Source organism: Photobacterium sp. 53610, assembly GCF_036409375.1.
In the GTDB taxonomy this organism is placed as follows: domain Bacteria; phylum Pseudomonadota; class Gammaproteobacteria; order Enterobacterales; family Vibrionaceae; genus Photobacterium.
Window position 1 is genome coordinate 299,069 of the sequence record NZ_JAXOFS010000002.1, and the last position, 21,545, is coordinate 320,613.

22 protein-coding genes and 1 pseudogene are annotated in these 21,545 nt (G+C 47.4%); 9 read left to right on the plus strand and 14 right to left on the minus strand.

Going from position 1 to position 21,545, the window contains the following annotated elements:
* Window positions 1–401 precede the first annotated feature (401 nt).
* Both blaCARB and SPK40_RS07920 read left to right on the plus strand, forming a co-directional pair.
* Window positions 402–1,253 (plus strand): CARB/PSE/RTG family carbenicillin-hydrolyzing class A beta-lactamase, encoded by an 852-nt coding sequence (gene blaCARB, locus SPK40_RS07915; protein ID WP_330960061.1) that lies wholly within the window; start codon window positions 402–404, stop codon window positions 1,251–1,253.
* Between the two features lie 50 nt (window positions 1,254–1,303).
* Window positions 1,304–2,065, plus strand: coding sequence for a YdcF family protein (locus SPK40_RS07920; protein WP_330960062.1), 762 nt, complete (start codon window positions 1,304–1,306; stop codon window positions 2,063–2,065).
* Window positions 2,066–2,188: 123 nt separating this feature from the next.
* Here SPK40_RS07920 and SPK40_RS07925 read toward each other — a convergent pair whose 3' ends face one another.
* The 3 genes from SPK40_RS07925 to SPK40_RS07935 all read right to left on the minus strand — a co-directional run bounded on the left by SPK40_RS07925 (window position 2,189) and on the right by SPK40_RS07935 (window position 4,616).
* Entirely contained in the window at window positions 2,189–3,382 is a 1,194-nt protein-coding gene (locus tag SPK40_RS07925; RefSeq protein ID WP_330960063.1) for a CynX/NimT family MFS transporter, read from the minus strand.
* Window positions 3,383–3,457: 75 nt separating this feature from the next.
* On the minus strand, window positions 3,458–3,928 hold the full coding sequence (gene cynS, locus SPK40_RS07930) for a cyanase (protein WP_330960064.1): 471 nt from the start codon (window positions 3,926–3,928) through the stop codon (window positions 3,458–3,460).
* 28 nt (window positions 3,929–3,956) lie between these two features.
* Window positions 3,957–4,616, minus strand: a complete 660-nt coding sequence (locus SPK40_RS07935) for a carbonic anhydrase (RefSeq protein WP_248142272.1) — start codon at window positions 4,614–4,616, stop codon at window positions 3,957–3,959.
* Between the two features lie 105 nt (window positions 4,617–4,721).
* Between SPK40_RS07935 and cynR the strand changes: the two genes are divergently transcribed.
* Both cynR and SPK40_RS07945 read left to right on the plus strand, forming a co-directional pair.
* Window positions 4,722–5,612 carry a transcriptional regulator CynR gene (gene cynR, locus SPK40_RS07940; RefSeq protein WP_330960065.1) on the plus strand — a complete coding sequence of 297 codons (891 nt, stop codon included), beginning with the start codon at window positions 4,722–4,724 and terminating at the stop codon, window positions 5,610–5,612.
* A gap of 580 nt (window positions 5,613–6,192) precedes the next feature.
* Complete coding sequence (locus SPK40_RS07945) at window positions 6,193–6,942, plus strand: hypothetical protein (protein WP_248142270.1); 750 nt, start codon at window positions 6,193–6,195, stop codon at window positions 6,940–6,942.
* Window positions 6,943–7,104: 162 nt separating this feature from the next.
* Here SPK40_RS07945 and SPK40_RS07950 read toward each other — a convergent pair whose 3' ends face one another.
* Both SPK40_RS07950 and SPK40_RS07955 read right to left on the minus strand, forming a co-directional pair.
* On the minus strand, window positions 7,105–8,082 hold the full coding sequence (locus tag SPK40_RS07950; protein WP_330960066.1) for a Gfo/Idh/MocA family protein: 978 nt from the start codon (window positions 8,080–8,082) through the stop codon (window positions 7,105–7,107).
* Complete coding sequence (locus tag SPK40_RS07955; RefSeq protein WP_330960067.1) at window positions 8,079–8,381, minus strand: putative quinol monooxygenase; 303 nt, start codon at window positions 8,379–8,381, stop codon at window positions 8,079–8,081. Before SPK40_RS07955 ends, SPK40_RS07950 begins: the two co-directional genes overlap by 4 nt.
* A gap of 108 nt (window positions 8,382–8,489) precedes the next feature.
* On the opposite strand from SPK40_RS07955, the gene SPK40_RS07960 reads away from it, so the two are divergent.
* A complete protein-coding gene (locus SPK40_RS07960; RefSeq protein ID WP_330960068.1) occupies window positions 8,490–9,374 on the plus strand; it encodes a LysR family transcriptional regulator in 885 nt (294 codons plus the stop codon).
* 533 nt (window positions 9,375–9,907) lie between these two features.
* Window positions 9,908–10,108 (plus strand): annotated as a pseudogene (locus tag SPK40_RS07965) (IS3 family transposase); the annotation flags it as partial.
* 82 nt (window positions 10,109–10,190) lie between these two features.
* On the opposite strand, the gene SPK40_RS07970 reads toward SPK40_RS07965, so the two are convergent.
* From SPK40_RS07970 to SPK40_RS07980, 3 genes are read right to left on the minus strand one after another with little or no spacing between them, the layout of a single operon-like run.
* A complete protein-coding gene (locus tag SPK40_RS07970) occupies window positions 10,191–10,658 on the minus strand; it encodes a hypothetical protein (RefSeq protein WP_330960069.1) in 468 nt (155 codons plus the stop codon).
* Between the two features lie 53 nt (window positions 10,659–10,711).
* On the minus strand, window positions 10,712–11,236 hold the full coding sequence (locus SPK40_RS07975; protein ID WP_330960070.1) for a saccharopine dehydrogenase family protein: 525 nt from the start codon (window positions 11,234–11,236) through the stop codon (window positions 10,712–10,714).
* Between the two features lie 4 nt (window positions 11,237–11,240).
* Window positions 11,241–12,215 (minus strand): alpha/beta hydrolase, encoded by a 975-nt coding sequence (locus tag SPK40_RS07980; protein ID WP_330960071.1) that lies wholly within the window; start codon window positions 12,213–12,215, stop codon window positions 11,241–11,243.
* A 104-nt stretch (window positions 12,216–12,319) separates the two neighbouring features.
* Between SPK40_RS07980 and SPK40_RS07985 the strand changes: the two genes are divergently transcribed.
* The gene (locus SPK40_RS07985) at window positions 12,320–13,345 is read left to right on the plus strand and encodes an AraC family transcriptional regulator (protein WP_330960072.1); all 1,026 of its coding nucleotides are present in this window, start codon (window positions 12,320–12,322) and stop codon (window positions 13,343–13,345) included.
* A 351-nt stretch (window positions 13,346–13,696) separates the two neighbouring features.
* Here the strand turns inward: SPK40_RS07985 and ppiC are convergent, their stop codons facing one another.
* Entirely contained in the window at window positions 13,697–13,978 is a 282-nt protein-coding gene (ppiC, locus tag SPK40_RS07990; protein WP_248142260.1) for a peptidylprolyl isomerase PpiC, read from the minus strand.
* An 87-nt stretch (window positions 13,979–14,065) separates the two neighbouring features.
* Window positions 14,066–14,302, minus strand: coding sequence for a hypothetical protein (locus SPK40_RS07995; RefSeq protein ID WP_330960073.1), 237 nt, complete (start codon window positions 14,300–14,302; stop codon window positions 14,066–14,068).
* Between the two features lie 198 nt (window positions 14,303–14,500).
* Here SPK40_RS07995 and SPK40_RS08000 point away from each other — a divergent pair, with 198 nt between their 5' ends.
* Together SPK40_RS08000 and SPK40_RS08005 are read left to right on the plus strand one after the other, a co-directional pair.
* On the plus strand, window positions 14,501–16,147 hold the full coding sequence (locus tag SPK40_RS08000; RefSeq protein ID WP_330960074.1) for an ABC-ATPase domain-containing protein: 1,647 nt from the start codon (window positions 14,501–14,503) through the stop codon (window positions 16,145–16,147).
* Between the two features lie 244 nt (window positions 16,148–16,391).
* The gene (locus SPK40_RS08005) at window positions 16,392–16,667 is read left to right on the plus strand and encodes a hypothetical protein (RefSeq protein ID WP_330960075.1); all 276 of its coding nucleotides are present in this window, start codon (window positions 16,392–16,394) and stop codon (window positions 16,665–16,667) included.
* Window positions 16,668–16,744: 77 nt separating this feature from the next.
* Here SPK40_RS08005 and gabT read toward each other — a convergent pair whose 3' ends face one another.
* From gabT to aguB, 4 genes are read right to left on the minus strand one after another with little or no spacing between them, the layout of a single operon-like run.
* Entirely contained in the window at window positions 16,745–18,016 is a 1,272-nt protein-coding gene (gene gabT, locus SPK40_RS08010) for a 4-aminobutyrate--2-oxoglutarate transaminase (RefSeq protein ID WP_330960076.1), read from the minus strand.
* Between the two features lie 12 nt (window positions 18,017–18,028).
* A complete protein-coding gene (locus SPK40_RS08015; protein WP_330960077.1) occupies window positions 18,029–19,462 on the minus strand; it encodes an NAD-dependent succinate-semialdehyde dehydrogenase in 1,434 nt (477 codons plus the stop codon).
* Window positions 19,463–19,516: 54 nt separating this feature from the next.
* Window positions 19,517–20,611, minus strand: a complete 1,095-nt coding sequence (gene aguA, locus SPK40_RS08020; protein ID WP_330960078.1) for an agmatine deiminase — start codon at window positions 20,609–20,611, stop codon at window positions 19,517–19,519.
* Window positions 20,612–20,649: 38 nt separating this feature from the next.
* Window positions 20,650–21,522, minus strand: a complete 873-nt coding sequence (aguB, locus tag SPK40_RS08025) for an N-carbamoylputrescine amidase (RefSeq protein ID WP_330960079.1) — start codon at window positions 21,520–21,522, stop codon at window positions 20,650–20,652.
* Window positions 21,523–21,545: the final 23 nt, after the last annotated feature.

A 21,545-nucleotide genomic window follows, 5' to 3' on the forward strand; every position in this document is an offset into this window, starting at 1 on the left:
TCCTTTAAAAACAATAAGATTGAGAAAACATGTCCCGGACAATCAAACTCGAAGTCACCATTATTTGTGTTATCCCCCAAAATATAGACTGTTTTTTAAAACCCGTTCAATAAAAAGAGGCGGCATCAATAACCTCAGACGATATCCGGAAAACATAATGTTTAGATAGAGAATCTTCTTTTCTTTGAACACTGACTGATCATCATTGAATTCAAAATTTCACCCTATTTATTAACAAAAATAAAACCAATTCACTTTCAGAATGAGGACTGACCAGTACGAATTCACGATTGACAACAAACCATCATTCTATATTTAGTCACTGGCTTATATTACAATCCGGCCAAAATCAGAAAACCTCTGTAAAAAACAGAGAAAACATTCAACAGACAGACATTCAAATGAAAAATACATGCCTTTTTATCGGATTAATGCTTTTCGCGCCACTCACCTTTTCTTCGACCCTGGAAGAAACCATTTCATCAATTGAACAACGGACGTCCGGTCAAATTGGTGTCTCTGTTTTAGATACCCAAAATAAACAAACCTGGGACTATAAGGGCAATGAACGCTTTCCAATGATGAGTACGTTCAAAACTCTGGCCTGTGCAAAAATGCTCTACGATGCTGAACAGGGTCATCTCGATAAGAGCACATCCGTAGCGGTCGATGCAAATCAGCTTATCACCTGGTCCCCCGTCACGGAAAAGCTGGCCGGCAATACGATCACCATCGAAAAAGCCTGTGAAGCCACCATGCTGACGAGCGATAACACGGCAGCTAATCTGGTTTTACAGCAGATCGGCGGCCCTCAGGGCGTGACAAAGTTTTTACGTGAGATTGGTGATAACTCTACTCAGCTGGATCGAATTGAACCGCTGTTAAATCAGGCTGAAGCCGGTGATTTGCGTGATACAACCACGCCCAATGCGATGGTTAAGACTTTAAACACGCTTTTGTTTGGGACTGTACTGTCTGAACATTCAACAGCACAACTTCAACGCTGGATGCAAAACAATCAGGTTTCAGATCCGCTGCTCCGTTCTGTACTGCCCAAAGGCTGGTTCATTGCCGACCGCTCCGGCGCGGGTGGCCATGGCTCTCGCGGTATTACCGCAATTGTGTGGAACCCGACACGTGAGCCCGTTATCATCAGCATTTATCTGACACAATCATCGCTGGAAATGTCAGAACGGAATCAAGTGATTGCCGAAATCGGTCAAGGGATATTGAAAGCATACCGCATTCAATAATTTTAAAAAAATGCAATCAATGATAAACAATAAAATATAAAAGGATAATCATGAGCTTTTTATTACTTTCAGTTTTACTTCTGCTCACCATTTTCTTGTCTTTCAGAAAATGGAATAAAACAGCATCTGTTTTATCTTTTCTTTTAGCCGCAATCACTTTATTGATTGGCACAGGTATCATCCCTAAGTACTTATTAGAAAATTTACAGGTGAAATATCAGGAAAAACCGCAGGTACACTGGGCATCTAAAAATGCGATTGTGTTATTAGGTGCAGGCACAGAAAAGATCGAAACTCTGACGTCTATTGAACCCACCTTTTTTGCATACAGCCGGATCAGTGAAACTGCCAGTCAATATAAAAGCTGTGAAGCAAGCCAGCAAATCTGTAACGTGATTATCAGTGGTGGTGATGCACAGAAAAACGGCCGCTCTGAAGCAGCGGTGTATCAGGATGCGCTTTTGAAACTGGGTGTACCGGCTGCTGACATTGTGGTGGAACCCGACAGCATGAATACCTGGAAAAATGCTGAATTTACCAGCCAGATTATCCGGATGAATCACTTTGACCATGTCGTTCTGGTTTCATCAGGTTTACACATGAGACGCAGTGAACTTTATTTCAAACATTTTGGTGTTCTGGTCACGCCGGTGAGAGCTGATTATATGGCCGCCAGACCAACATGGATTCCCAACTGGTATAACTTCGTCATGACCGATTTTGCATTGCATGAATACATTGGTCATCTCAGATACGACATTTATAACTTTATGGGATGGAATATTCAGCGGCAGAATCCGGGAGACGCCTGAATAAATCACCTATAATTTGCACCCCTTCATCGCTTTAACAGCATGATTTTTCTGTGGTTCTAAGGTCATTCCCTCAGAGCCACAGAAAATACATGTAGCAACAATACATGTGACGACGCGACCTCAGGATATATTCATCGCTCTGGCATAACTCGAAGGTGAAAATTGGAAAGTGGCAAGAAGCATCATGACAAGCGTCAGGCTCAACATGAACCATGACGTCTGAAAGGTGCCGGTCCATTCAAACAATAAACTGACGAGATAAGGTGTCATGGCCGTGATGATAAAGCCAATCCCCTGTACAAAAGCGGTCAGTGCGCCAGCAAGTCTCGGCGCAGACAGGTGATCAAGCGAGACCGTCAAAGTCAGTGCAAAACAAGCGCCCAATCCGCAGCCAATCATTGCCACCCATACAACCAGCATCGCTTCAGGCATCAACATCATGCCACTCAGCCCCGCAAGCTGAATTCCGACAGCAAAGAACAACCAGAGTCGTCTGTCCAGTCGTCCGGAAGACAATGCCGGTGCCACCACTGCAGCAATCACCTGAAACACCGTCATGATACCAATCAGTTTGCCACTGTTTTCTGCATTCCAGCCCAGAGACTGAGCGAAAGTCGGTAACCAGGTAATCATGGATGCATAGACGCCATTCGCCAGTCCAAAGTAACTGGCAAGTAACCAGGCCCGACGATTTCCCCAAAAATTGACCGGAACACTTTTATCATGGGTCTCCAGAACTTCCCTGGGTTTTAACCACCATAACAGTGCTGCAATCAAGGCAGGGACAATCCAAACCCCCAACCCTGTTTGCCAGTTCTCAGAATAATGTGCAACTTGAGGACTCAATATGGCCACAAGGCCCCCACCAGCCATCAGCGAGGCGGAATAGCCGCCCATCGCCAACGGCACTGATTGCGGATACCAGCGTTTGACCACCCCGGGAGTGAGCGTCTGTACTATTGCGATCCCAATTCCCGCCAGCATTGCGGTGACGATCAGTCCGAAACCATCCATCATCCAGAACCGACAGAAACTCGCTGTGGCGATGGTAAACAGTCCTGTCAATATCCAGACACTTTCACTCAGCCGACGTTCTACAAAAGGTAACAGTAACGGAAACAGTCCCATGCACAGCATCGGTAAAACCGTCAACATCGAAGCAGCCTGTACACCCAGTCCGGTGCCCATACGAATGTCATCCAGCAAAGGACCAATCGCAGTGATCGGCGGACGTAAATTGACCGCTAACCCAATGATGACCAGCATTGGCCAGAAAGCTCTGACCGCGAAAAAACGTTTGTTCAGTTCAGCCATGATGAATAGAAAAGCACGCTTAAATTTGAAAGAAAAAAGCCGACGCACAGCGCCGACTTCACGATGAAAACCCGATCAGAAAGGTTTGTATGGTAAAAATTTGCCATCAAGCGTAATGACTGCCCGTGAGCCGCCTTCCGGGTCTTCAACCTTCTTGATATCCATCCGGAAGTTGATTGCACTGATGATGCCATCACCAAACTTCTCGTGGACCAATGCTTTGAGCGTGGTGCCATAGACTTGCATCATCTCGTAAAAGCGATAGATCGTCGGGTCCGACGGCATATTGTTTTCGACACTGCCTCGCATCGGAATCGCTTGCAGCAGTTCTATCGCCTGCTCATCCAGGCCGAGTCTGGCACCAACCAATTGCGCACTCTCTGCCGGCAATGGCTGCTGTCCGAGCAATGCCGCCGTGACGAAAACATCACTGAGGCCTGTACCTTCCGCGATTTGCTCAAAAGAGAGATTTTTCTTCGCTTTGGCTTCAATAATGCGATCGGTGAGTTCACGTCGGGCAGTATTCACAATTTGTGATTGGATCATTCTATTTTTCCTCATGTAGATGAATCAGTTACACCGCCATAGACAGCGATGCAGGGGTTGCACAAACGTCGGTATTGTCTTTCAAAGGAACGAAGGTGCTGGTCGCACCGTTCAGGGCATCAATCTGTCCTGATTCGATATCGTAGACCCAGCCGTGCAAAGCCAGGCGCCCTTCTCTTAAAGCCAGACGAACCGAGGGATGGGTTTTGATATTTTCAAGCTGAGCCAGCACGTTTTCCCGAACCATGGCTTCTGTACTGGCGCGCGCATTACGGTACTCAGCCGCCTGATGAACAATTCGTGCTGAATCTGCGTTTCGCAGCCAGTCGCTGACTGCCGGCATATGATCCATACACTGACAGGTCGCAATCGCAGTCATAGCACCGCAATCTGAATGACCGCAGATCACTACATCCGAGACTTCAAGAGCAGTCACCGCGTACTCGATCGATGCAGACACGCCGCCGGGTTCTCTCCCGTAAGACGGTACGATGTTCCCCGCATTGCGGATAACAAACAGTCCACCGGGCTCACACTGAGTCACCAGTTCCGGCACAAACCGGCTGTCAGAACAGGAAATAAATAATGTTCGCGGATTTTGCTTCTCAGCCAGGTTCTTAAACAGTTCTGCGCGCTGAGGGAACGCTTCACGCCGGAACTTTAAAAAGCCTTCAATAATATCTTTCATTGCAAGCACCTCTGTCGTGTTGATGCCTGAATACTAAGTTCTCATTGAGATAAGTGGAAAGACTGGTTTATTATCACCATCATAATGAAAACTTATGAGAAAGCCATGCTCCTGAGACACATCAAATATTTCCTTGCCGTTGCGGAACACTGCAGCTTCACCCAGGCTGCTGCATCAATGTATGTATCCCAACCGGCTTTATCACAACAAATCAAGCAGTTGGAAGAGACTTTGGGGGTAACGCTGTTCGACCGTTCTGGCCGCAAAATAAAACTGACAGATGCAGGTGAAGTGTATGCACGTTATGCACGTCGTTCACTGCAGGATCTTGAAGAAGGACTACGGGCGATTCATGACGTTGGCGATCTGACCCGCGGTTCTCTGCGGCTTGCCATGACCCCCACCTTCTCAACGTACCTCATCGGGCCGTTGATCAAAGCCTTTCACGAACGATACCCACACATCACGCTCAGCGTAAATGAAATGCCACAGGAGCAAATGGAAGAAAAATTGCTTGCAGATCAGTTTGATGTCGGAATCGCTTTTGAAACCGTACAATCTGCAGAACTCGACTTCCAGCCATTGCTGGTGGAAACCCTGGCATTTGTGACAACTCAGGATCACCCGCTAGCCAGTGCACAAAAAATCAACCTGAAATCGTTGAATGATCAGCCACTTGTGCTTCTGAATCGTGACTTTGCAACCCGTCTCCAGATAGACCGGTATTTCAGCCAGCACAAAGTACACCCCCGGGTGCAGATGGAAGCCAACTCGCTGAGTGCGGTGATCGAGATCGTCCGCCATACACAGCTCTCAACCCTGCTCCCTGCCAACATTGCCAAAAATAATGAGGAATTAAAGGCGATCGCTATCACGCCCTCACTCTTTCAGCGCACAGCCGTCCTGCTGCAGCGTAAAGGGGCCTATCAATCTGCAGCCACTCAGGCATTTATCCAGTTAGCATATCAGCATATTGAATTAAACGAACTGTCCTGAGCTAAAATCCGACCTGAATCCCCCTGACAATGCTTCAGCGTATCGGGGTAATCATCCTGCCTTTGTTCATGTTGTTCATGTTCGCTTAGATGTCGTTCACATAGAGAGGGAAAGTATTTGTCACTCTATTCATCAGACTTTAATCAGGTGTTTCCATCACATGTCATCAGTTCATCTTTAAAAATGCATACCTGTCCTTTTTTAAATAACCCTGTCAGATGGATTCAAAGCGGCCTGAAAGTAGCCAGCAACACACTATTTCAATCATTTCATAAGAAATAAAATTTAAATTCACAACTAACAAAAAAATTAATTTATTTCGATCCAGCGATCAGCGCTATTTCTTGAAAAATTTGTTTCATCATTAAAAATGATAGATTTAAAGATATACCAAGACCAAATCTCACCAAATCAACTGTAGAAAGATGAAGATTCTTAATTTTACAAGACAACCTTAATTATCCACCATTTATACGACCAATCTCACACATTAAGTTTTGGATATCATCCAGCAATGAACTAACTTCCATGTAACCCTGTTGGATATCCAGTCGTTTTCCTGTGGTCAAGGTAGAAGCAGATGTTTTATCAACATGAACATCAACTTAACATATTGCATTTAAAGGAAAATATGATGACAAACACAGTCCATACAATGCCAGAAAACCTTCTGAACCTCAGCAGCTCAGTGAATCTTTGGACAAGTAGCCTTAATAAGGCTGTTGTGAACTCTTCAAATACTGTCATGATTGATGAGAAAACAGTATTAAATAGTGACCTGGGTGGTTTAGGCGCTTTTCTTGGTATTTGGGAAGGTCTGAGTGCTCCAAGATCCATGAGTGACATCATCGGCAAAACAGATTTATATGGTAAATCTCAGGGACAATTTTCAAATAAAACGATTGAAACCAATAAGCCGGGTATAAATTTACTTGATGGCGTTTATACCATTGGTTTATTCATGCGCAAAAACGACATCACTTCACTGGTTGCTTCTGCTGTTTTGAATCAGTCCAATCCACTGAATTATCAGTCTACGTCTGTTTTTGTTCAAAATGCGACGACTCAAGTCATTAGCGTGAGATATCAAATCCCTGAAAATATTTCTCCAAGCTCTCGAATTGACTGGATCTACCTGCTTAAAGGTGATCAGCCAATCATGAACAATGCAAATTACTTGAAGTACGTCAAAGTTGGTTCCTCACCTGCCGGTGTTCTGAATATTCCAGTCGACGACATTGTATTGCAACCAGGCAGCTATATTGTTCAATACAACCCAGGCAACTTCCGTGACACTGTGGGTGCAGCCTATTCATTTATCATTGAATAATTAGCCCCTAGATTTGTTCAGCGGGCAAACTTGAATGTTTGCCCGCTTTTCAAACATATTAAGAGAAACAAGGAACTGAAATACGACACGCTTTAAGTCCTTTAAAGCACCTTCGCAACAGGTTCACCGCAATGCACTTTCTCAGCACTTTTTTAAATCATGTTAAAACGCACCGAGACTTTCCCATTCTGTTAATAACCGCATAATATTGTAAGAATCTTGCCAGGTTGCACAGGGGCTCACCAATTCCTTTTGCCCGGCTTCTACCGCTTTACGCACTTGACGGACCTGATAAAAGAACGCATCGCCTTGCGCGGTGACTGCAATGTCACGTTTTGAGGTTTCGTAGATTTCTACACTGAAGTGGTTCTCTGAAGCCGGAAGCCATGGATTCGATTCCATGGTGATACAGCCTTTACTGCCGAGAACCGTAAACTGGTGCTTCAAGCCATGATCTTCGGCGGTATGGACGTAGGCCGTGTTTTGTTCGCCGAAACTCATCAGTAAACTCGATTCGCAGATGTTATTGTCCGCGCCCCTTCTGCTCATTGCCTTGAGGGTACGATTCTCGAAAGCTTGTTCGCCCAACATGGTTTTCACAACCAGATACAGTAATGATACCGGGTAACAACCCAGGTTATACAACGCCCCTTTGCTCTCAGGATTGACGAACTGAGCAATCGATGCGATGTACGAAGTGTGAATCGAGCGCAGTTCACCAATCTCTCCGGATTCGAGTACCGCAACCAGCTCACGAATCAACGGATGATGCAGGTACATCAGTCCTTCTGCGAAAAACACCTGATGTTCTCGAACTGCTTGCAGCGCCAGTTCAGTTTTCTCCATATCAATAGAAAGCGACTTCTCACATAACACGGCTTTACCTTGCTGAGCGGCTTTAATGATAAAGTCATGATGAAGATGATTCGGCAAAGCAATGTAAATAATATCAACCTGCTCATCACTCAATAGCAAATCATAATCTGAAAATGTTTTCTCTACTGAATGCTGTTTGGCAAAGGCCGCTAAGTTGCCCTCGGAGCGACCGGCCACTGCATATAATTCACTTTCGCTGTCACTTTTGATCGCTTCCGCCATCACGCCAGAGATAAAACTCGTTCCAAAAATCCCCCACTTCATAATGCCTGCTCTCCGTTTTTCTGTGTTTCAAAAGCCTGAACCAACTCGGTCATTTCCAATGCAATAAATGCGCGGGTATGGGGCATGCTGAAATGTGCTTCAATGGCATCACGATTCTCATAACACTCCCACAGGATCACACGTTGAGGCATGTTGTCATCGTACGTTGCGATCGCTTGCAAACAGCCCGTTTCACTCTGCATATCTAGGCAAAACTGCTCGATTGCTTGGATGACCGTCGATCTAGGCTTCTCGGCATTCATTCTCAATTCAGCGGTGACAAAAATCGTTTGGCTCATGAGTACGCTCTTTGTGATTTATTCTTGATGTTCAACGCCAACTTTAATTAAACCCATCAGATTGATAAACTTGCCCACAGTGAATTCTTTATCAACCTATAGTGTGCAATGGACAAACTGACCAGCATGAAGGTGTTCGCGTATGTTGTTGAACACGGAAACTTTCGCACCGCAGCACATCACTTCGATCTTTCCCCAACCATGATCGGCAAACATATCAGCTTCTTAGAACAAAGTCTGGGGACACAACTGATTCATCGCACCACCCGAAAACAGTCCCTTACCGAAGCGGGCAAGCTCTACTACCAAGAGTGCCATCGCATTATTGAAGACATTACCAATGCAGAAAACCTGATCCATACACTGGTGAATAGACCCCGAGGTACAGTGAAAGTGAACTGTCCGGTCACGTATGGAAAAAAGGTACTTGCCCCGATCGTAGCCGATTTTCTCGCTCAATATCCTGATATCAATGTGGAATTGATGCTCGACAATAACCTGATTGATCCATATCGATCCGATGCCGACGTGATTATCCGGATCGGTGAACTGGTAGACTCTTCGCTGGTTGCAAGAACATTAGGTGACTACCAGATGACCTATTGTGCCGCCCCTGCTTATCTTGAAAAGCATGGACGGATTCATTCGCTAGATGATCTCAGCCATCACAGCTGCCTGGGTTTTCAATACCATCAAGGTGAAAGCCAGCAGGTGCTGAATCTGCCATCCAATACGTTTGCTCACAGCAGCACCCGACTCGCTTCAAACAATGGCGACGTATTGAAGTTCGCTGCGATTCAAGGCACCGGCGTACTGCTTCAACCAAAGATTTTGGTCGAGCCAGAAATCGAATCCGGCCTGTTGGTAGAAATTCTCAAAGATGCGGTCCCCAAAGCCAAGCCGATACATCTGCTGTACCGTTCAAAACATCTGTCTCTGAAAAACCGCACCTTTGTTGATTTTGTCCTTGGTGCAGCAAGTTCTGGAAGATAAAAGAGGGATAAAGTGGGAGGTCCTGGGAAACTATAACCGCATCGTACCTGCTATTTTATCGGAATCTTTATGGGTCATTGTCTGCTGGTCAGGGCCAATAATGTCCGGGACTCAAATGACCCGATTACAGTGTCGGTGCAGACTCTAAACTTCTCGTGGGATACAGCAGCTTAGTAACTTGTTCATTGCAATGCACTCTCACAGCATCTCATGTAGTAACTGTGACGGAGAATCTACACAAACACATTTTTGGACATTTCCGTGTTAGATGTTCAGTCCTAATTGGTGTGTTTCGGATTAAAAAATCTATGGGTTAACGATTTGCCAAAAGGGAGGGACCTCTATGCCTAGGCCCAACGAACGTAGTAAGCCCCTTCGTGTGAATGTTGGATACCATTAGGCACTACACATCTCTAGATGTTTTTTTAAATTCATCGGTTGTATATACTTTTGTTTTTACGACAATATATTTATATGTTGCTTCTTATTTTCGGATGAAATATTGGGCCCGAGATCCTCCAGCGCTTGGTAGAAACTTATTCCATTTATTAAAAGTTGAAGCGATGTAAGACGAACCGATCATGACGCGATCTCAAATGAGGCAAACAATATTTTAGTATATTAAAGTTGATTACAACCGAGCTAAGCTTCATAGTACTATTAGTAATTTGAGTCCTGCAAACTTTGAACTGAAAAATAGTGCTTTGCAGAGTGTCCAATATTACTGGATATGATCATATATCCAGCTGTTAACAATAACACATCAAACGAGAATTTGATCAGACCCGCGAATTATTACCCTCTTATGGATAAAAGTCAGAAATAAGCCGTTTGAACATCAGGACACTTAGAGAAAAAATCACTACCCATCAGCATGGATGGTGTCTGATAGCCTGTCTTGACAGTGTTTTCTAGGCAGTGTTGGGCAATGGTCAATGTGGTATCAACTGTAAGACGATATACATTTGGACCAGACATATGACCAGCAATACGTTGCCCTTGCACGTTGCTCGCTTCCGCCCAGAACTCGGTACGTTCATTATTCAGGGCATCCGCGTGCGGACCGCCGGATAAGAAACGCTCAGCTTGTCGTTGCAATGCTTTAGCAAACCGTTCATTGGCAAACAAAGGTTTTAGGAAGCAGGTTAAACGTAAGAACACCCCAAAGAATAACGGCATTGTGGCATACACTATACCATTCGGTGTATTGGTGGAAACGCCTGATGTGAAAACATCACCCCAGGGAAATGATACACCCCAACGGTTGCCGCTCGGAAAAGGCATTTTGCGTAGACGGTAACCTTGCGGCACTGACACAAGTTGATAGTCTTGTCTAATCAGCCCCCCGTTGCCGCGCCCTCAATCGCCGTCTTGATGGTACCAATGCTGGGGCGGGTACCAAAATTAAAGCCTAAATCAATACGGTTCGCGTCGGGCAATCGCTCTTTCAGGCTGGCAGCCAAACAATCGGTCGGTACAATGTCGAAACCAGCACTGGGACACAATACAACCCCAGCGGCTTTGGCGCGTTGATCCTGTGTATGGCAGTATTGAAAAACAGGAATTTCACCCGTAATGTCAATATAATGGATTTGATGTAGCAAGCATGCCTCGACCATACCCGGCGCGGTTGCCATAAAAGGCCCCGCGCAGTTTAATACCACGTCAATATCCTTGAGGTTTTCACCTATATCGACAGTATCAAATGCGCGTGACTCGAGGCCATATTGTTCGACTAAGGGGGCGAGTTTTGCCTTACTGCGTCCTGCAATAATCGGATTGAGTCCACGGCTGACTGCCTCATGTACCATCATCTCACCGGTGTAGCCATATGCACCGTAGATCATGAGTGTGCTGACCATGCCGTTACTCCTGCTGCTCTTTTCTATCAGTTATGCTGGGTATTTGATAGAAACTGTCAATCGCATCTACCATTTGTGAAAGACTTGGTTGTTCCAGTGGATAATGCCCCGCATTTTCAAGCAGGACTGTTTTTACAGGTACTTTATGGATACGGCTTAAAAATAGTTTACTTAACTCAAGCGGTGTCCAACGATCATTGGCGGGCTGCGTTAACAGGATTGGGCAAATATCAAAGTCTTCCGCGGCAATTTCAGGTTGATAATGTATATATGAATCTAAAAAAGTCAGTGAAACTGAATTACCTGCTGAGGTTTTATCTTTCATAAAAACACGCAATGCTTCTTTGTCATTGACTAGGGTACTCATTTTACTTGCCCAGCTCATTGGCACACGGATAGCTGCCAACGGTGTTTTCGCCGCCAAATGTGTAACCGGTGTTCCTATACGGCTCATAAACAAATTACTTGCAACTGTATCTTTCACAGTTTGATTACTGGTATCAAGAAACGTCATACCAACGATGGCATTCACATTTTTATTCTTCGCAGCGACATGATAAGTTAGCATCCCACCAGCACTTAAACCGTACAGAACAACTGGGCGATCATCTTTTGCCAGTTCGGCGTCAATCAGATCGCTGCCCGCCTGTACCCAATCGTCATAACGAATGAGGTTACTTTTCCCGACTTGCGTCAAACCATAGCTGGGCATATCCACGGCAATAGTTTCATAGCCTCGCTCTGCTAGCGGCTTTCCTAAAATCAATGACATTTGTCGGCCGCTGGTTCCTACACCATGGAATAGAATCACCTTAATTTTCGCCTGTGGATTACGGTAAGTATCCAGGTGGATGTTGTTGCCTTGCCAGGCCCACCACTCTTCTTTAGGTGTCGTGGCATCGGTTAAATGCAGTTCTGGCGGCAGAAAATGTTGAATTTTTTTCCAAGCCGCCTGATTTTCATACGTTGGCATATTCATGGTATAGACCTCTCTAGCAAAGGATGGGGGTATTATCTATCTTGTACCAGTAGTTGCTCCATGCTAATTTAGGACAATTATTTTAGTTTTTAGGCCAAATTAACATGGAGAATGTGTGGGAATATTTGCGTAGCCCTTTTAGTATCAAAATTTTGTTAGATACTGGCATTGAGCTTGGTATACAGCCTGCACAGCTCATGCGTGGTACCGGTCTTAGACTAGAGCAGGTCGATGATGCCAGCAGTGTCATATCACCCCAGCAAGAACAGCACTTGATTGAAAATTTGCTGCAACAGGTACCAGACCCAATTGGACTCGGTTTAATCGTTGGCCAAAAGCACCAACTCACGACATACGGCATATTTGGTTACGGCATGATGTCTTGTGCGAATGGCGCTGAAGCCTTGAAGTTTGCCAAAGAGTTTCTGCCGCTTACGTTTACCTTTGTCAGTATGCAAGCAGTCACAGAATCAGACTGCGTTAAAATTATATTTGAGAATCAGGAACAATTTTCCCCAGAACTGCAACGATTTGTGCTGGAAAGAGCGATGTGCGCAAGTAGTCGTGTAATTGGTGATGTTTTAGGAGCAAACTTCCACTTAAATGAATTTCATATGACGTATCCCGCACACGATAATCAGCATTTACCCGTCCCTGACAACATTTTACAAACCCAGATAACCTTTAATGCACTCTCTAACTATATTTCATTTAGCCTTGCAGGGCTGCAGGCACCATTACCGCAAGCTAATCCTCTAACAGCCTCAATGTGCAGACAGCTGTGTCGCGAGCTATCGGAAAAGCGCCATACTAAATTACACGTCAGTATGCTAATTTCTGAATTATTGAAATCTGCGTCCAGTAATAACCTACCCATGTTGGCTGAGTTAGCCGACATACTGCATATCAGTGAGCGGACACTAAAACGCAAGTTGCAAGCCGAGGGGACTTCCTTTAATAAAATTCTGGGTAAAGTCAAATTGGAAACAGCCGAACGGCTATTGACCAGTGATCGCAGTCTTACTCAAATTGCTGAGGAATTAGGTTTTTCAGATCTATCGACGTTTTCTCAAGCATATAAACGTTGGACTGGCATTGCGCCAAGCAAACAGAGAAAAATACTTAAATGAGTTAATTCTAACAATCTTTGTCATAAGTAATTCTTATTAATTGGATTTGTGCCCCAAATTAAAACTAATCTGTTAAGCTTTGGTCGGCTTAGTACTACGAGCTAAGGTGTACAAGCATACTGCAAATAACAGGTAAAGCGGCAATCTTATTTAACATTACAAAAACTTGGTCCACTGCTTAGTCCAAGCTCACACAAGATAAGGTATCCGAAACAAACTTTGGGGCATAAATGAGTTAATCATGGCAGCTCAAATTATGCTTACCATGATGTTAGATCATGTTTGAATCAGGACAGATAATGTTTAAGGCATGCTTCAGTCCGATTAAAATGACTGCGCAGACTCTAACTCTTACGTGCGATACAGCACCTTGATGACGTGATACCCAAACTTGGTCTTCACCGGGCCAATCGGCTCAAGCACTTTGCCGGTAAAAACAGCTTTATCGAATGCCGGGACCATGGCGCCTTTGCGGAATTCACCGAGATCACCACCGCGTTTACCGGATGGACAGGTAGAATATTTCTTTGCCAGCGTCTGGAACTTGGCGCCTTTCTTTAGCTGATTGAGAATATCGTCAGCCTGTTCTTTATGTTTCACCAGAATGTGCAATGCTGCTGCGGTAGAGGCCATGATGCTCGCCTTTTTGTTACGGATACCAATTGGGCGGCAAGTGTGCGATAAATCACAGCCTCTGGCAAGTTTTCGCTCAAGGCAGGGTCAGGGCCACAAGGTCAGGTTCACCATACGAATGAGAATGCCCAGCACTACCGAGGCGACACCCAGACGGTAGAAATTGTATTCTTTCGCAGTCATGCTGATGCGCTTGAAAAACATGGTGGCTAACCCACCCCAGTCTTTGGTCCGCCGACCGTAAGTCACCATACTGGTCAGGAGCAAGATCAGCCCGACGGTGAGCAGCACCCATTCCGATGTCTTTGCGATAATTTCAAACATACTGACTCCTTTCAACGCATGTCCCGTGCATGTCTGTGATGATGCTGTTCACCTTGTCTGAAAAAAACGACAGGAAACATTAGACCATGGTTGCAAAGGCAATAAAGCGAGACCAAGATCACTGAATTACATGCACATCCGCGTGCTTTGGTGTAAACTCCTGCCCCCAATGTATTTAGCCAGTGATATCGAGACCCTATGGACTTACTGGAAGCCAGACTCAAAAAAATCGACCGACGCAATTACCGCAGCTACTCCAGCCTGCGTGGTCAGTACAACTTTGTTGATTACGATTTCTTTATCGATATCCCGCAATCGGATCCGTTCGCACCGGCAACCCGTGTGCGTGCACGCCGACAATGGTCGCTGACGGATCTGGCCTGGCTGAAAGAACAGTCGGCAGATTATCAGCGTGCGGCGCGTGATTTTATTGCCCGTCAGTTTGCTGAACTGGCAAAAGAAGTGAACGAGATTCAGATTGACCGTCCGGGTCAGGCTGTCCTGGATCGCACTGCAGTCGTTTTCGATGACGATGCCATTGAGCTGCGTTTCCGTGTTGATCTGCCTGCTGACGGTCGCACCATCATTGCCAAGAAAACATTGAACCTGCTGACGTTTACCCTGCCGAAAATTATCCGTCGTGCCACCATTGCCCGTGAGCTGCCGATGGAAGATCTGCGCCGTCACTGTGAAACGGTCGAAGATCAGGTCGCTCTGCGTGCGCAGTTGAAAGACAAGAACCTGATTGCCTTTGTCGCCGATAACAGTGTCTTGCCGCGACTGGCGGGCAACAGCGATCAGCCCATGCCGGATGCAGTCACCTTCAGAAGTCCGGACGAACTGGCCGTCGAACTGGAAGCACCGCATGCAGGTAAACTCCGCGGGATGGGTATTCCGACCGGGATCACCATGATCGTCGGTGGCGGCTTCCACGGTAAATCAACTTTGCTGAATGCGGTTGAAAATGCTGTGTATGACCATATCCCGGGCGACGGCCGTGAATATGTGGTGACCGATGAGACAGCAACCAAAATCCGCGCTGAAGATGGCCGTTGTGTGCACAGTGTGGATTTGTCACCTTACATCAGCAATCTGCCAATGGGCAAAGACACCACGTGTTTCAGCACCCAAAATGCTTCGGGTTCAACCTCGCAGGCTGCCTGGTTGCAGGAATCTCTCGAAGCTGGCGCTCAGACCCTGCTGATCGATGAAGACACCTCGGCATCGAACTTTATGATCCGTGATGAACGGATGCAGGCGCTGATTGCAAAAGACGATGAACCAATTACACCATTGGTTGACCGTATTGCACTGCTGAGAAACCACCTGAATACATCTGTCATGCTGGTCATGGGGGGTTCTGGTGACTATCTGGACGTAGCTGATACCGTGATTCAGATGCACAATTACGAAGCCGTCGACGTCACAGCTAAAGCGAAGATCGTGGTGCAGTCTCACCCGACACAACGCCAGCCGGAAGGCAGCGATACCATTGAGCGTCCGCGTACCCGTCAGCTGAACCGCTCCGGGTTACAGGCGCAACTGGAAGAAGGCAAGTTCCGGATTCAGGTGAAGAACAAGCAAGGACTGCGCTTTGGCCGTGAGTTTGTGGATCTGCAGGCGCTGGAACAGATTACCGATGCGAGTCAGTTACATGCCATCGGCTGGCTGTGGTGCCAGCTGGCTATGATGAAAGGCTGGGAAAAACAGCCGGTCAAAGCCTTTGCTAAGATGCTGCATCAGGACTGGTTCCGCACCATGCCGAACTATGGTGATTTTGCCAAGCCGCGCGTAGTTGACGTGATGGCAGTGCTGAATCGGATGCGGAAAGCTGAGTTTAAATAAACAACTCAGTACAAATTCTTTTCTCATCAACAGGCATACTTCGGTATGCCTGTTTTTTATATGCGTTGACCCATTCGATTTCCGGCAGATTTTCTATTCATTACCTTTTACAAAGAAAGTCGGTTTGCCATTCAAGGTGTGCGTTGCTATCTCAGACCATGCTAGAAAGGTTATGACACAGAAGTGAACATCTTTCCTTCCGTGTTCTAACAACAGTCATTCATCTGTGTAAAAGGTAAATCTCATGCAAGAAATTTTATTTAACCTGGTTCGGGTAACCAGTAAACGTTCGCCGCATCTGAATGTATTAGAAGGAGGCAGTGGTACGCTGATGGAAGATGAAAATGATCCGCCTGTTGTATTCATTTCATCCAATCAGGCAACTGTAAGAAATGGGGGGCCAGTAGAAGGAGAGCAATATAAAATCGTCATGAATATCGCAGGAGAAAATGAAAGCCTGCGTAATATCACTTATATCGGATTAGCTGCCAATTTTCACCGATATGTTTTTAATTATTAATGTTCGATTATCTCGTCCTGAATAATAAGGGCACACCTTCGTATGCCCTTTTCTTTCGTTCAACTGAAACGCATGAATTAAACCAAAGCAGCCAGCGCTTTTTTCACTTTCTCAATCCCTTCTGCCATCACATCATCTTCGATGGTCAGTGCCGGAAGGAATCGAATCACGTTCCCTTTCACACCGCAGGACAGCAGAATCACGCCTTCTTCCCGCGCCTGTGCCACCAGCGACTTGGTCAGTTCAGCCATCGCCGCACCAGTTTTCGGGTCAACAAATTCCACCGCAATCATGGCACCCAGGTTTCGCACATCACCAATCACCGGGAAATCTGACTGAAGTGCACGGAAGTGACTGGTCATCACTTCACCGATATTCAGCGCTTTCTGGCACAATTGGTCTTCATCAATGATTTTGAGCACTTCCAGACCTGCGACACAGCCCAGCGGAGAACCGGCATAAGTACCGCCCAGGCCACCCGGACCCGCAGCATCCATGATCTCAGCTTTACCGACAACCGCAGAAATCGGGAAGCCGCCGGCAATGCCTTTCGCCATCGTCATCAGATCCGGTTCGATCCCCAGATATTCCGTTGCAAACAGTTTCCCGGTCCGGGCAAAACCAGTCTGGATCTCATCTGCAATCAGAACGATCCCGTGTTTGTCACACAGTGCACGCAGTGCCTGTGCAAAGGCTGGCGGCGCCTGGTAAAAACCGCCCTCACCCTGCACCGGTTCAAAGATAATTGCCGCCACGCGGGATGACTCGATATCGCAGGCGAACAGATCCTCAATGGCCTGCAAGCTGTCTTCAATACTGATGCCATGAAATGCATTCGGATAAGGTGCGTGGTAAATCTCGCCCGGGAACGGACCAAAGCCAGCTTTATAAGGGGCGACCTTGCCGGTCAGGCCCATCGTCATGTTGGTCCGGCCATGGAAGCCGCCTTTGAACGCAATCACACCGCTGCGCTTGGTGTGCGCACGTGCGACTTTAATCGCGTTTTCAACCGCTTCCGCCCCGGTCGTCAGGAAGACTGCTTTTTTCGCCGACTCACCCGGCGCACGTTCGGTCAGTTGCTCTGCCAGTTCCACAAAAGCGGTATATGGTGTCACCATGGCACAGGTGTGAGAGAAATTATCCAGCTGTGCTTTCACCGCTTCCACGATACGCGGATGCGAATGACCGGTATTATTCACTGCGATACCAGAACCGAAATCGATAAAACGATTCCCTTCGATATCCCAGATTTCAGCGTTTTTCGCTTTCTCAACATAAATCGGACTCAGATTGCCCATGCCTTGTGCGATCACTTGCTGCTTACGTGTTTGCCAAGTTTGATTACTCATCACTCACCTTCCTTATGCCTGAATACCGCCAAAGCAGAGGTATTTAATATCCATATATTCGTCGATGCCCTGCTTCGCCCCTTCGCGGCCGATGCCGGACTGTTTCACACCGCCAAACGGTGCCACTTCTGTTGAGATCATGCCTTCGTTGATGCCAACCATGCCGTATTCCAGCGCTTCTGCCACTTTCCAAATCCGGTTGATGTTCTGGCTGTAGAAGTAAGACGCCAGCCCGTAAATGGTATCGTTCGCCATCTCAATCAGTTCTTCATCACTGCTGAAACGGATCACAGGCGCAATCGGGCCGAAAATTTCTTCCTGCACGATATCCATGTCATGACGGACATTGGCGAGAATCGTCGGCTGAACGAAAAGCCCTTCCAGTTGCTGCCCACCAGTCACCAAAGTGGCGCCCTGAGCCACAGTATGATCCGTCAGGTGCATGATTTTTTCTTTGGCCGACGTATCAATGACAGGCCCGATCGTCACGCCTTCATCCAGTCCGTTTCCGACTTTCAGGGTTTCTACCGCGGCTTTGAACTTCGCGACAAAAGCATCGTACACACGGTCGTGTACATAGAAACGGTTGGCGCAGACACACGTCTGACCGGCATTGCGGAACTTCGACGCCATCGCGCCGGTAACTGCCAGATCAATATCTGCATCGTCAAACACGATGAAGGGTGCATTACCGCCCAGTTCCATCGACGTCCGTTTAATACTGTCGGCACATTGCTTCATCAGCAAACTGCCCACACGGGTCGAACCGGTGAAAGACAACTTGCGGATCAGCGGACTGTCGGTAAACACTTGGCCCACCAGGCTGGAAGAGGCATTCACTACCAGTTGCAGCAAGTCACGCGGTATCCCCGCCTGATAACCCAGCTCTGCCACAGCATAAGCAGACAACGGCGTCTGGTTTGCAGGCTTACAGATAAAGCTGCATCCGGCGGCCAGAGCCGGGGCTGCTTTGCGGGTAATCATGGCAATCGGGAAGTTCCATGGCGTAATGGCACATGCCACTCCAATCGGCTGTTTCACAGTCACGATACGCTTATCGGCCGTTGGCCCCGGAATGCTGTCGCCATACGTTCGTTTGGCTTCTTCAGCAAACCATTCAATAAAACTGGCGCCGTAAGCGACTTCACCTTTGGCTTCTGCCAGCGGCTTGCCCTGCTCCAGCGTCATCAGACGGCCCAGGTCGGCCTGATTTTCCATCACCAGTTCAAACCAGCGGCGAAGAATCGCCGAGCGTGCCTTGGCACTGGTTTTTGCCCAGGCTTTCTGAGCAACATGCGCCCGCTCGATTGCAGAAACAATCTCCGCTTCATTCTGAGTCGGAATATGGCACAGCACTTCCCCGGTCGCCGGGTTCGTCACAGCCAGCGAAGTGTCAGACGGCTCGCACAGGAAGGCGAGCAAATTACGATTTTGAATTTGCTGCATAGTAAAACCTTTTCTTTCTATCGGGTTTGTCAGCGTGATGGGCTGGCAAGTGCGTTAAATATTGTTGACCGTCGGTATTTGCTGCGTAATGCAGTGAATATTGCCGCCGCCCAGTAAAACTTCACGGGTCGGAACACCAATAATCTCGTAATCCGGCAATGCCGCCTGCAGGATATCAATCGCCTGCTGGTCGCGGGCTGAATCAAGCAGCGGCAGGAACACTTTTTGATTACACATCAGAAAGTTGGCATAGGAGCCCCCTAACCGTTCTCCGGCTTCGCGTTTCATCCCGTCAGATGGTGCAATCCCCGCGGCTTCTGTTTCACTCAGATAAAGCGGTCCCGGAATCGGCAGCCGGTGCACCCGAATCGGACGGCCTTTGGCATCCGTACTGTTTTCCAGTACAGCCAGCGCACGACGCGAAATGTCATACTGCGGATCGTCCGGATCATCGCACCAGCTCAGAACCACTTCACCCGGCGCAATCACGTGTAACAGATTATCGATATGGCCGTTGGTCTCATCATTAAACAATCCGTCAGGCAGCCAGATCACCTGACTGATCGACAAATAATCGGCCAGACAGGCTTCAATCTCGGCTTTGGACAGATGCGGATTTCGACCCGCCGATAACAGGCACTCTTCCGTGGTATACAGGGTGCCTTCCCCATCGGTATGAATTGCCCCGCCTTCCAGGACGAAAGGCGCCCGGTAGTAATCCATATTGAGATGATCGCAAATACGTGCTGCGACAGCATCGTCATCATCCCAGGGGGCATACAGACCATCAACCTCACCACCCCAGGCGTTGAACTGCCAGCTGATCCCCCGGCGCTCGCCCTGAGCATTGATCACCACCGTCGGACCAATATCCCGCATCCAGGCGTCGTTCAAGGGCATTTCAACCACCTCGACCGCTTCTGGCAGCAACAAGGTTGCATTCAGATACTGGTTGGTGCTGACGGCGACACATACTTTCGTATGTTGGCTGATGGCCGTCGCAACCTGAACAAAAGCATGCTGCGCTGGCTTCGCATGATCACGCCAGTTGTCAGGCCGCTCCGGCCATGCCAGCCAAACCTGTTCCTGCGGCGCGAACTCCGCAGGAAAATAAAAACCATCTTGTGAAGGGGTGCCCTGTAATTCCATGGCAAACTTCCTGTCCATTTCTGTGTATATTTTACTGATCAGCGTTTACCGGTCAGTGAGTTGATCCGACCGTACAGATCTGGACGACGGTCGCGGAACAATCCCCAGCTGTAACGGGCTTTTGCGGTCGCTTCGAGGTCGATCGTCGCGTAGATGATGGTTTCTTCATCCCGGCCCGCTTCTGCCAGTTTCTTCCCGGTGTGATCGGTAATGAATGACGAACCATAGAAAGTGGTTTCAATCCCGTCGTCGGTTTCAACACCGGTTCTGTTCGCAGCAATCACAGGGACAAGATTTGCTGCGGAATGGCCCTGCATGGTGCGCTGCCAGTGATCACGGGAGTCCAGCGTCGGATCCTGCGGCTCTGAACCAATCGCCGTCGGATAGAAAATCGCTTCTGCCCCCGCTAAAGCAAGACAACGCGCCAGCTCAGGGAACCACTGGTCCCAGCAAATTCCAACGCCAAATTTACCAAACCGGGTCTCCCACACTTTGAAGCCGGTATCGCCGGGGCTGAAATAGAATTTCTCGCTGTAACCCGGACCGTCCGGTATATGGGATTTACGGTAGTTTTCCAGGACCGTACCGTCGGCATCGATCATCACCAGAGAATTAAAAAAGCTGTTGCCGGATTTCTCAAAATAACTGACAGGGATCACCACATTGTATTCGCGGGCCAGCTGGCTCATGTGATTGATCAACGGACTGCTGTCGGTTTCTTCCGCCAGATCAAAATACCGGGCAACCTGCTCTTTACAGAAGTAAGGGGCGGCAAAAAGCTCTTGCAGTACAACGACGTTGGCACCCTTTGCAGCCGCTTCTCTGACTGCGTCGCCAATTTTTTTCAGGTTATTGTCGATATCCCATGACATCGCAAGCTGCACTGAAGCAAAAGTCACTGTCTTAGACATGGTTCTCTTCCTTTTTCCGTTCC

Excerpts from the sequence above, each read along its gene's own strand:
- SPK40_RS08015 (WP_330960077.1), bottom strand. The coding sequence starts at position 19,462 with ATGCAGCAAATTCAAAATCGTAATTTGCTCGCCTTCCTGTGCGAGCCG.
- SPK40_RS07935 (WP_248142272.1), bottom strand. The coding sequence starts at position 4,616 with ATGAAAGATATTATTGAAGGCTTTTTAAAGTTCCGGCGTGAAGCGTTC.
- SPK40_RS07980 (WP_330960071.1), bottom strand. The coding sequence starts at position 12,215 with ATGAATATGCCAACGTATGAAAATCAGGCGGCTTGGAAAAAAATTCAA.
- SPK40_RS07955 (WP_330960067.1), bottom strand. The coding sequence starts at position 8,381 with ATGAGCCAAACGATTTTTGTCACCGCTGAATTGAGAATGAATGCCGAG.
- SPK40_RS07995 (WP_330960073.1), bottom strand. The coding sequence starts at position 14,302 with ATGTTTGAAATTATCGCAAAGACATCGGAATGGGTGCTGCTCACCGTC.
- ppiC (WP_248142260.1), bottom strand. The coding sequence starts at position 13,978 with ATGGCCTCTACCGCAGCAGCATTGCACATTCTGGTGAAACATAAAGAA.
- SPK40_RS07945 (WP_248142270.1), top strand. The coding sequence starts at position 6,193 with ATGTTTTATCAACATGAACATCAACTTAACATATTGCATTTAAAGGAA.
- cynR (WP_330960065.1), top strand. The coding sequence starts at position 4,722 with ATGCTCCTGAGACACATCAAATATTTCCTTGCCGTTGCGGAACACTGC.
- SPK40_RS08000 (WP_330960074.1), top strand. The coding sequence starts at position 14,501 with ATGGACTTACTGGAAGCCAGACTCAAAAAAATCGACCGACGCAATTAC.
- gabT (WP_330960076.1), bottom strand. The coding sequence starts at position 18,016 with ATGAGTAATCAAACTTGGCAAACACGTAAGCAGCAAGTGATCGCACAA.
- SPK40_RS07950 (WP_330960066.1), bottom strand. The coding sequence starts at position 8,082 with ATGAAGTGGGGGATTTTTGGAACGAGTTTTATCTCTGGCGTGATGGCG.
- SPK40_RS08005 (WP_330960075.1), top strand. The coding sequence starts at position 16,392 with ATGCAAGAAATTTTATTTAACCTGGTTCGGGTAACCAGTAAACGTTCG.
- SPK40_RS07920 (WP_330960062.1), top strand. The coding sequence starts at position 1,304 with ATGAGCTTTTTATTACTTTCAGTTTTACTTCTGCTCACCATTTTCTTG.
- SPK40_RS07925 (WP_330960063.1), bottom strand. The coding sequence starts at position 3,382 with ATGGCTGAACTGAACAAACGTTTTTTCGCGGTCAGAGCTTTCTGGCCA.
- SPK40_RS07975 (WP_330960070.1), bottom strand. The coding sequence starts at position 11,236 with ATGGTCAGCACACTCATGATCTACGGTGCATATGGCTACACCGGTGAG.
- SPK40_RS07985 (WP_330960072.1), top strand. The coding sequence starts at position 12,320 with ATGGAGAATGTGTGGGAATATTTGCGTAGCCCTTTTAGTATCAAAATT.
- cynS (WP_330960064.1), bottom strand. The coding sequence starts at position 3,928 with ATGATCCAATCACAAATTGTGAATACTGCCCGACGTGAACTCACCGAT.
- SPK40_RS07960 (WP_330960068.1), top strand. The coding sequence starts at position 8,490 with ATGGACAAACTGACCAGCATGAAGGTGTTCGCGTATGTTGTTGAACAC.
- aguB (WP_330960079.1), bottom strand. The coding sequence starts at position 21,522 with ATGTCTAAGACAGTGACTTTTGCTTCAGTGCAGCTTGCGATGTCATGG.
- aguA (WP_330960078.1), bottom strand. The coding sequence starts at position 20,611 with ATGGAATTACAGGGCACCCCTTCACAAGATGGTTTTTATTTTCCTGCG.
- SPK40_RS07970 (WP_330960069.1), bottom strand. The coding sequence starts at position 10,658 with ATGCCTTTTCCGAGCGGCAACCGTTGGGGTGTATCATTTCCCTGGGGT.
- blaCARB (WP_330960061.1), top strand. The coding sequence starts at position 402 with ATGAAAAATACATGCCTTTTTATCGGATTAATGCTTTTCGCGCCACTC.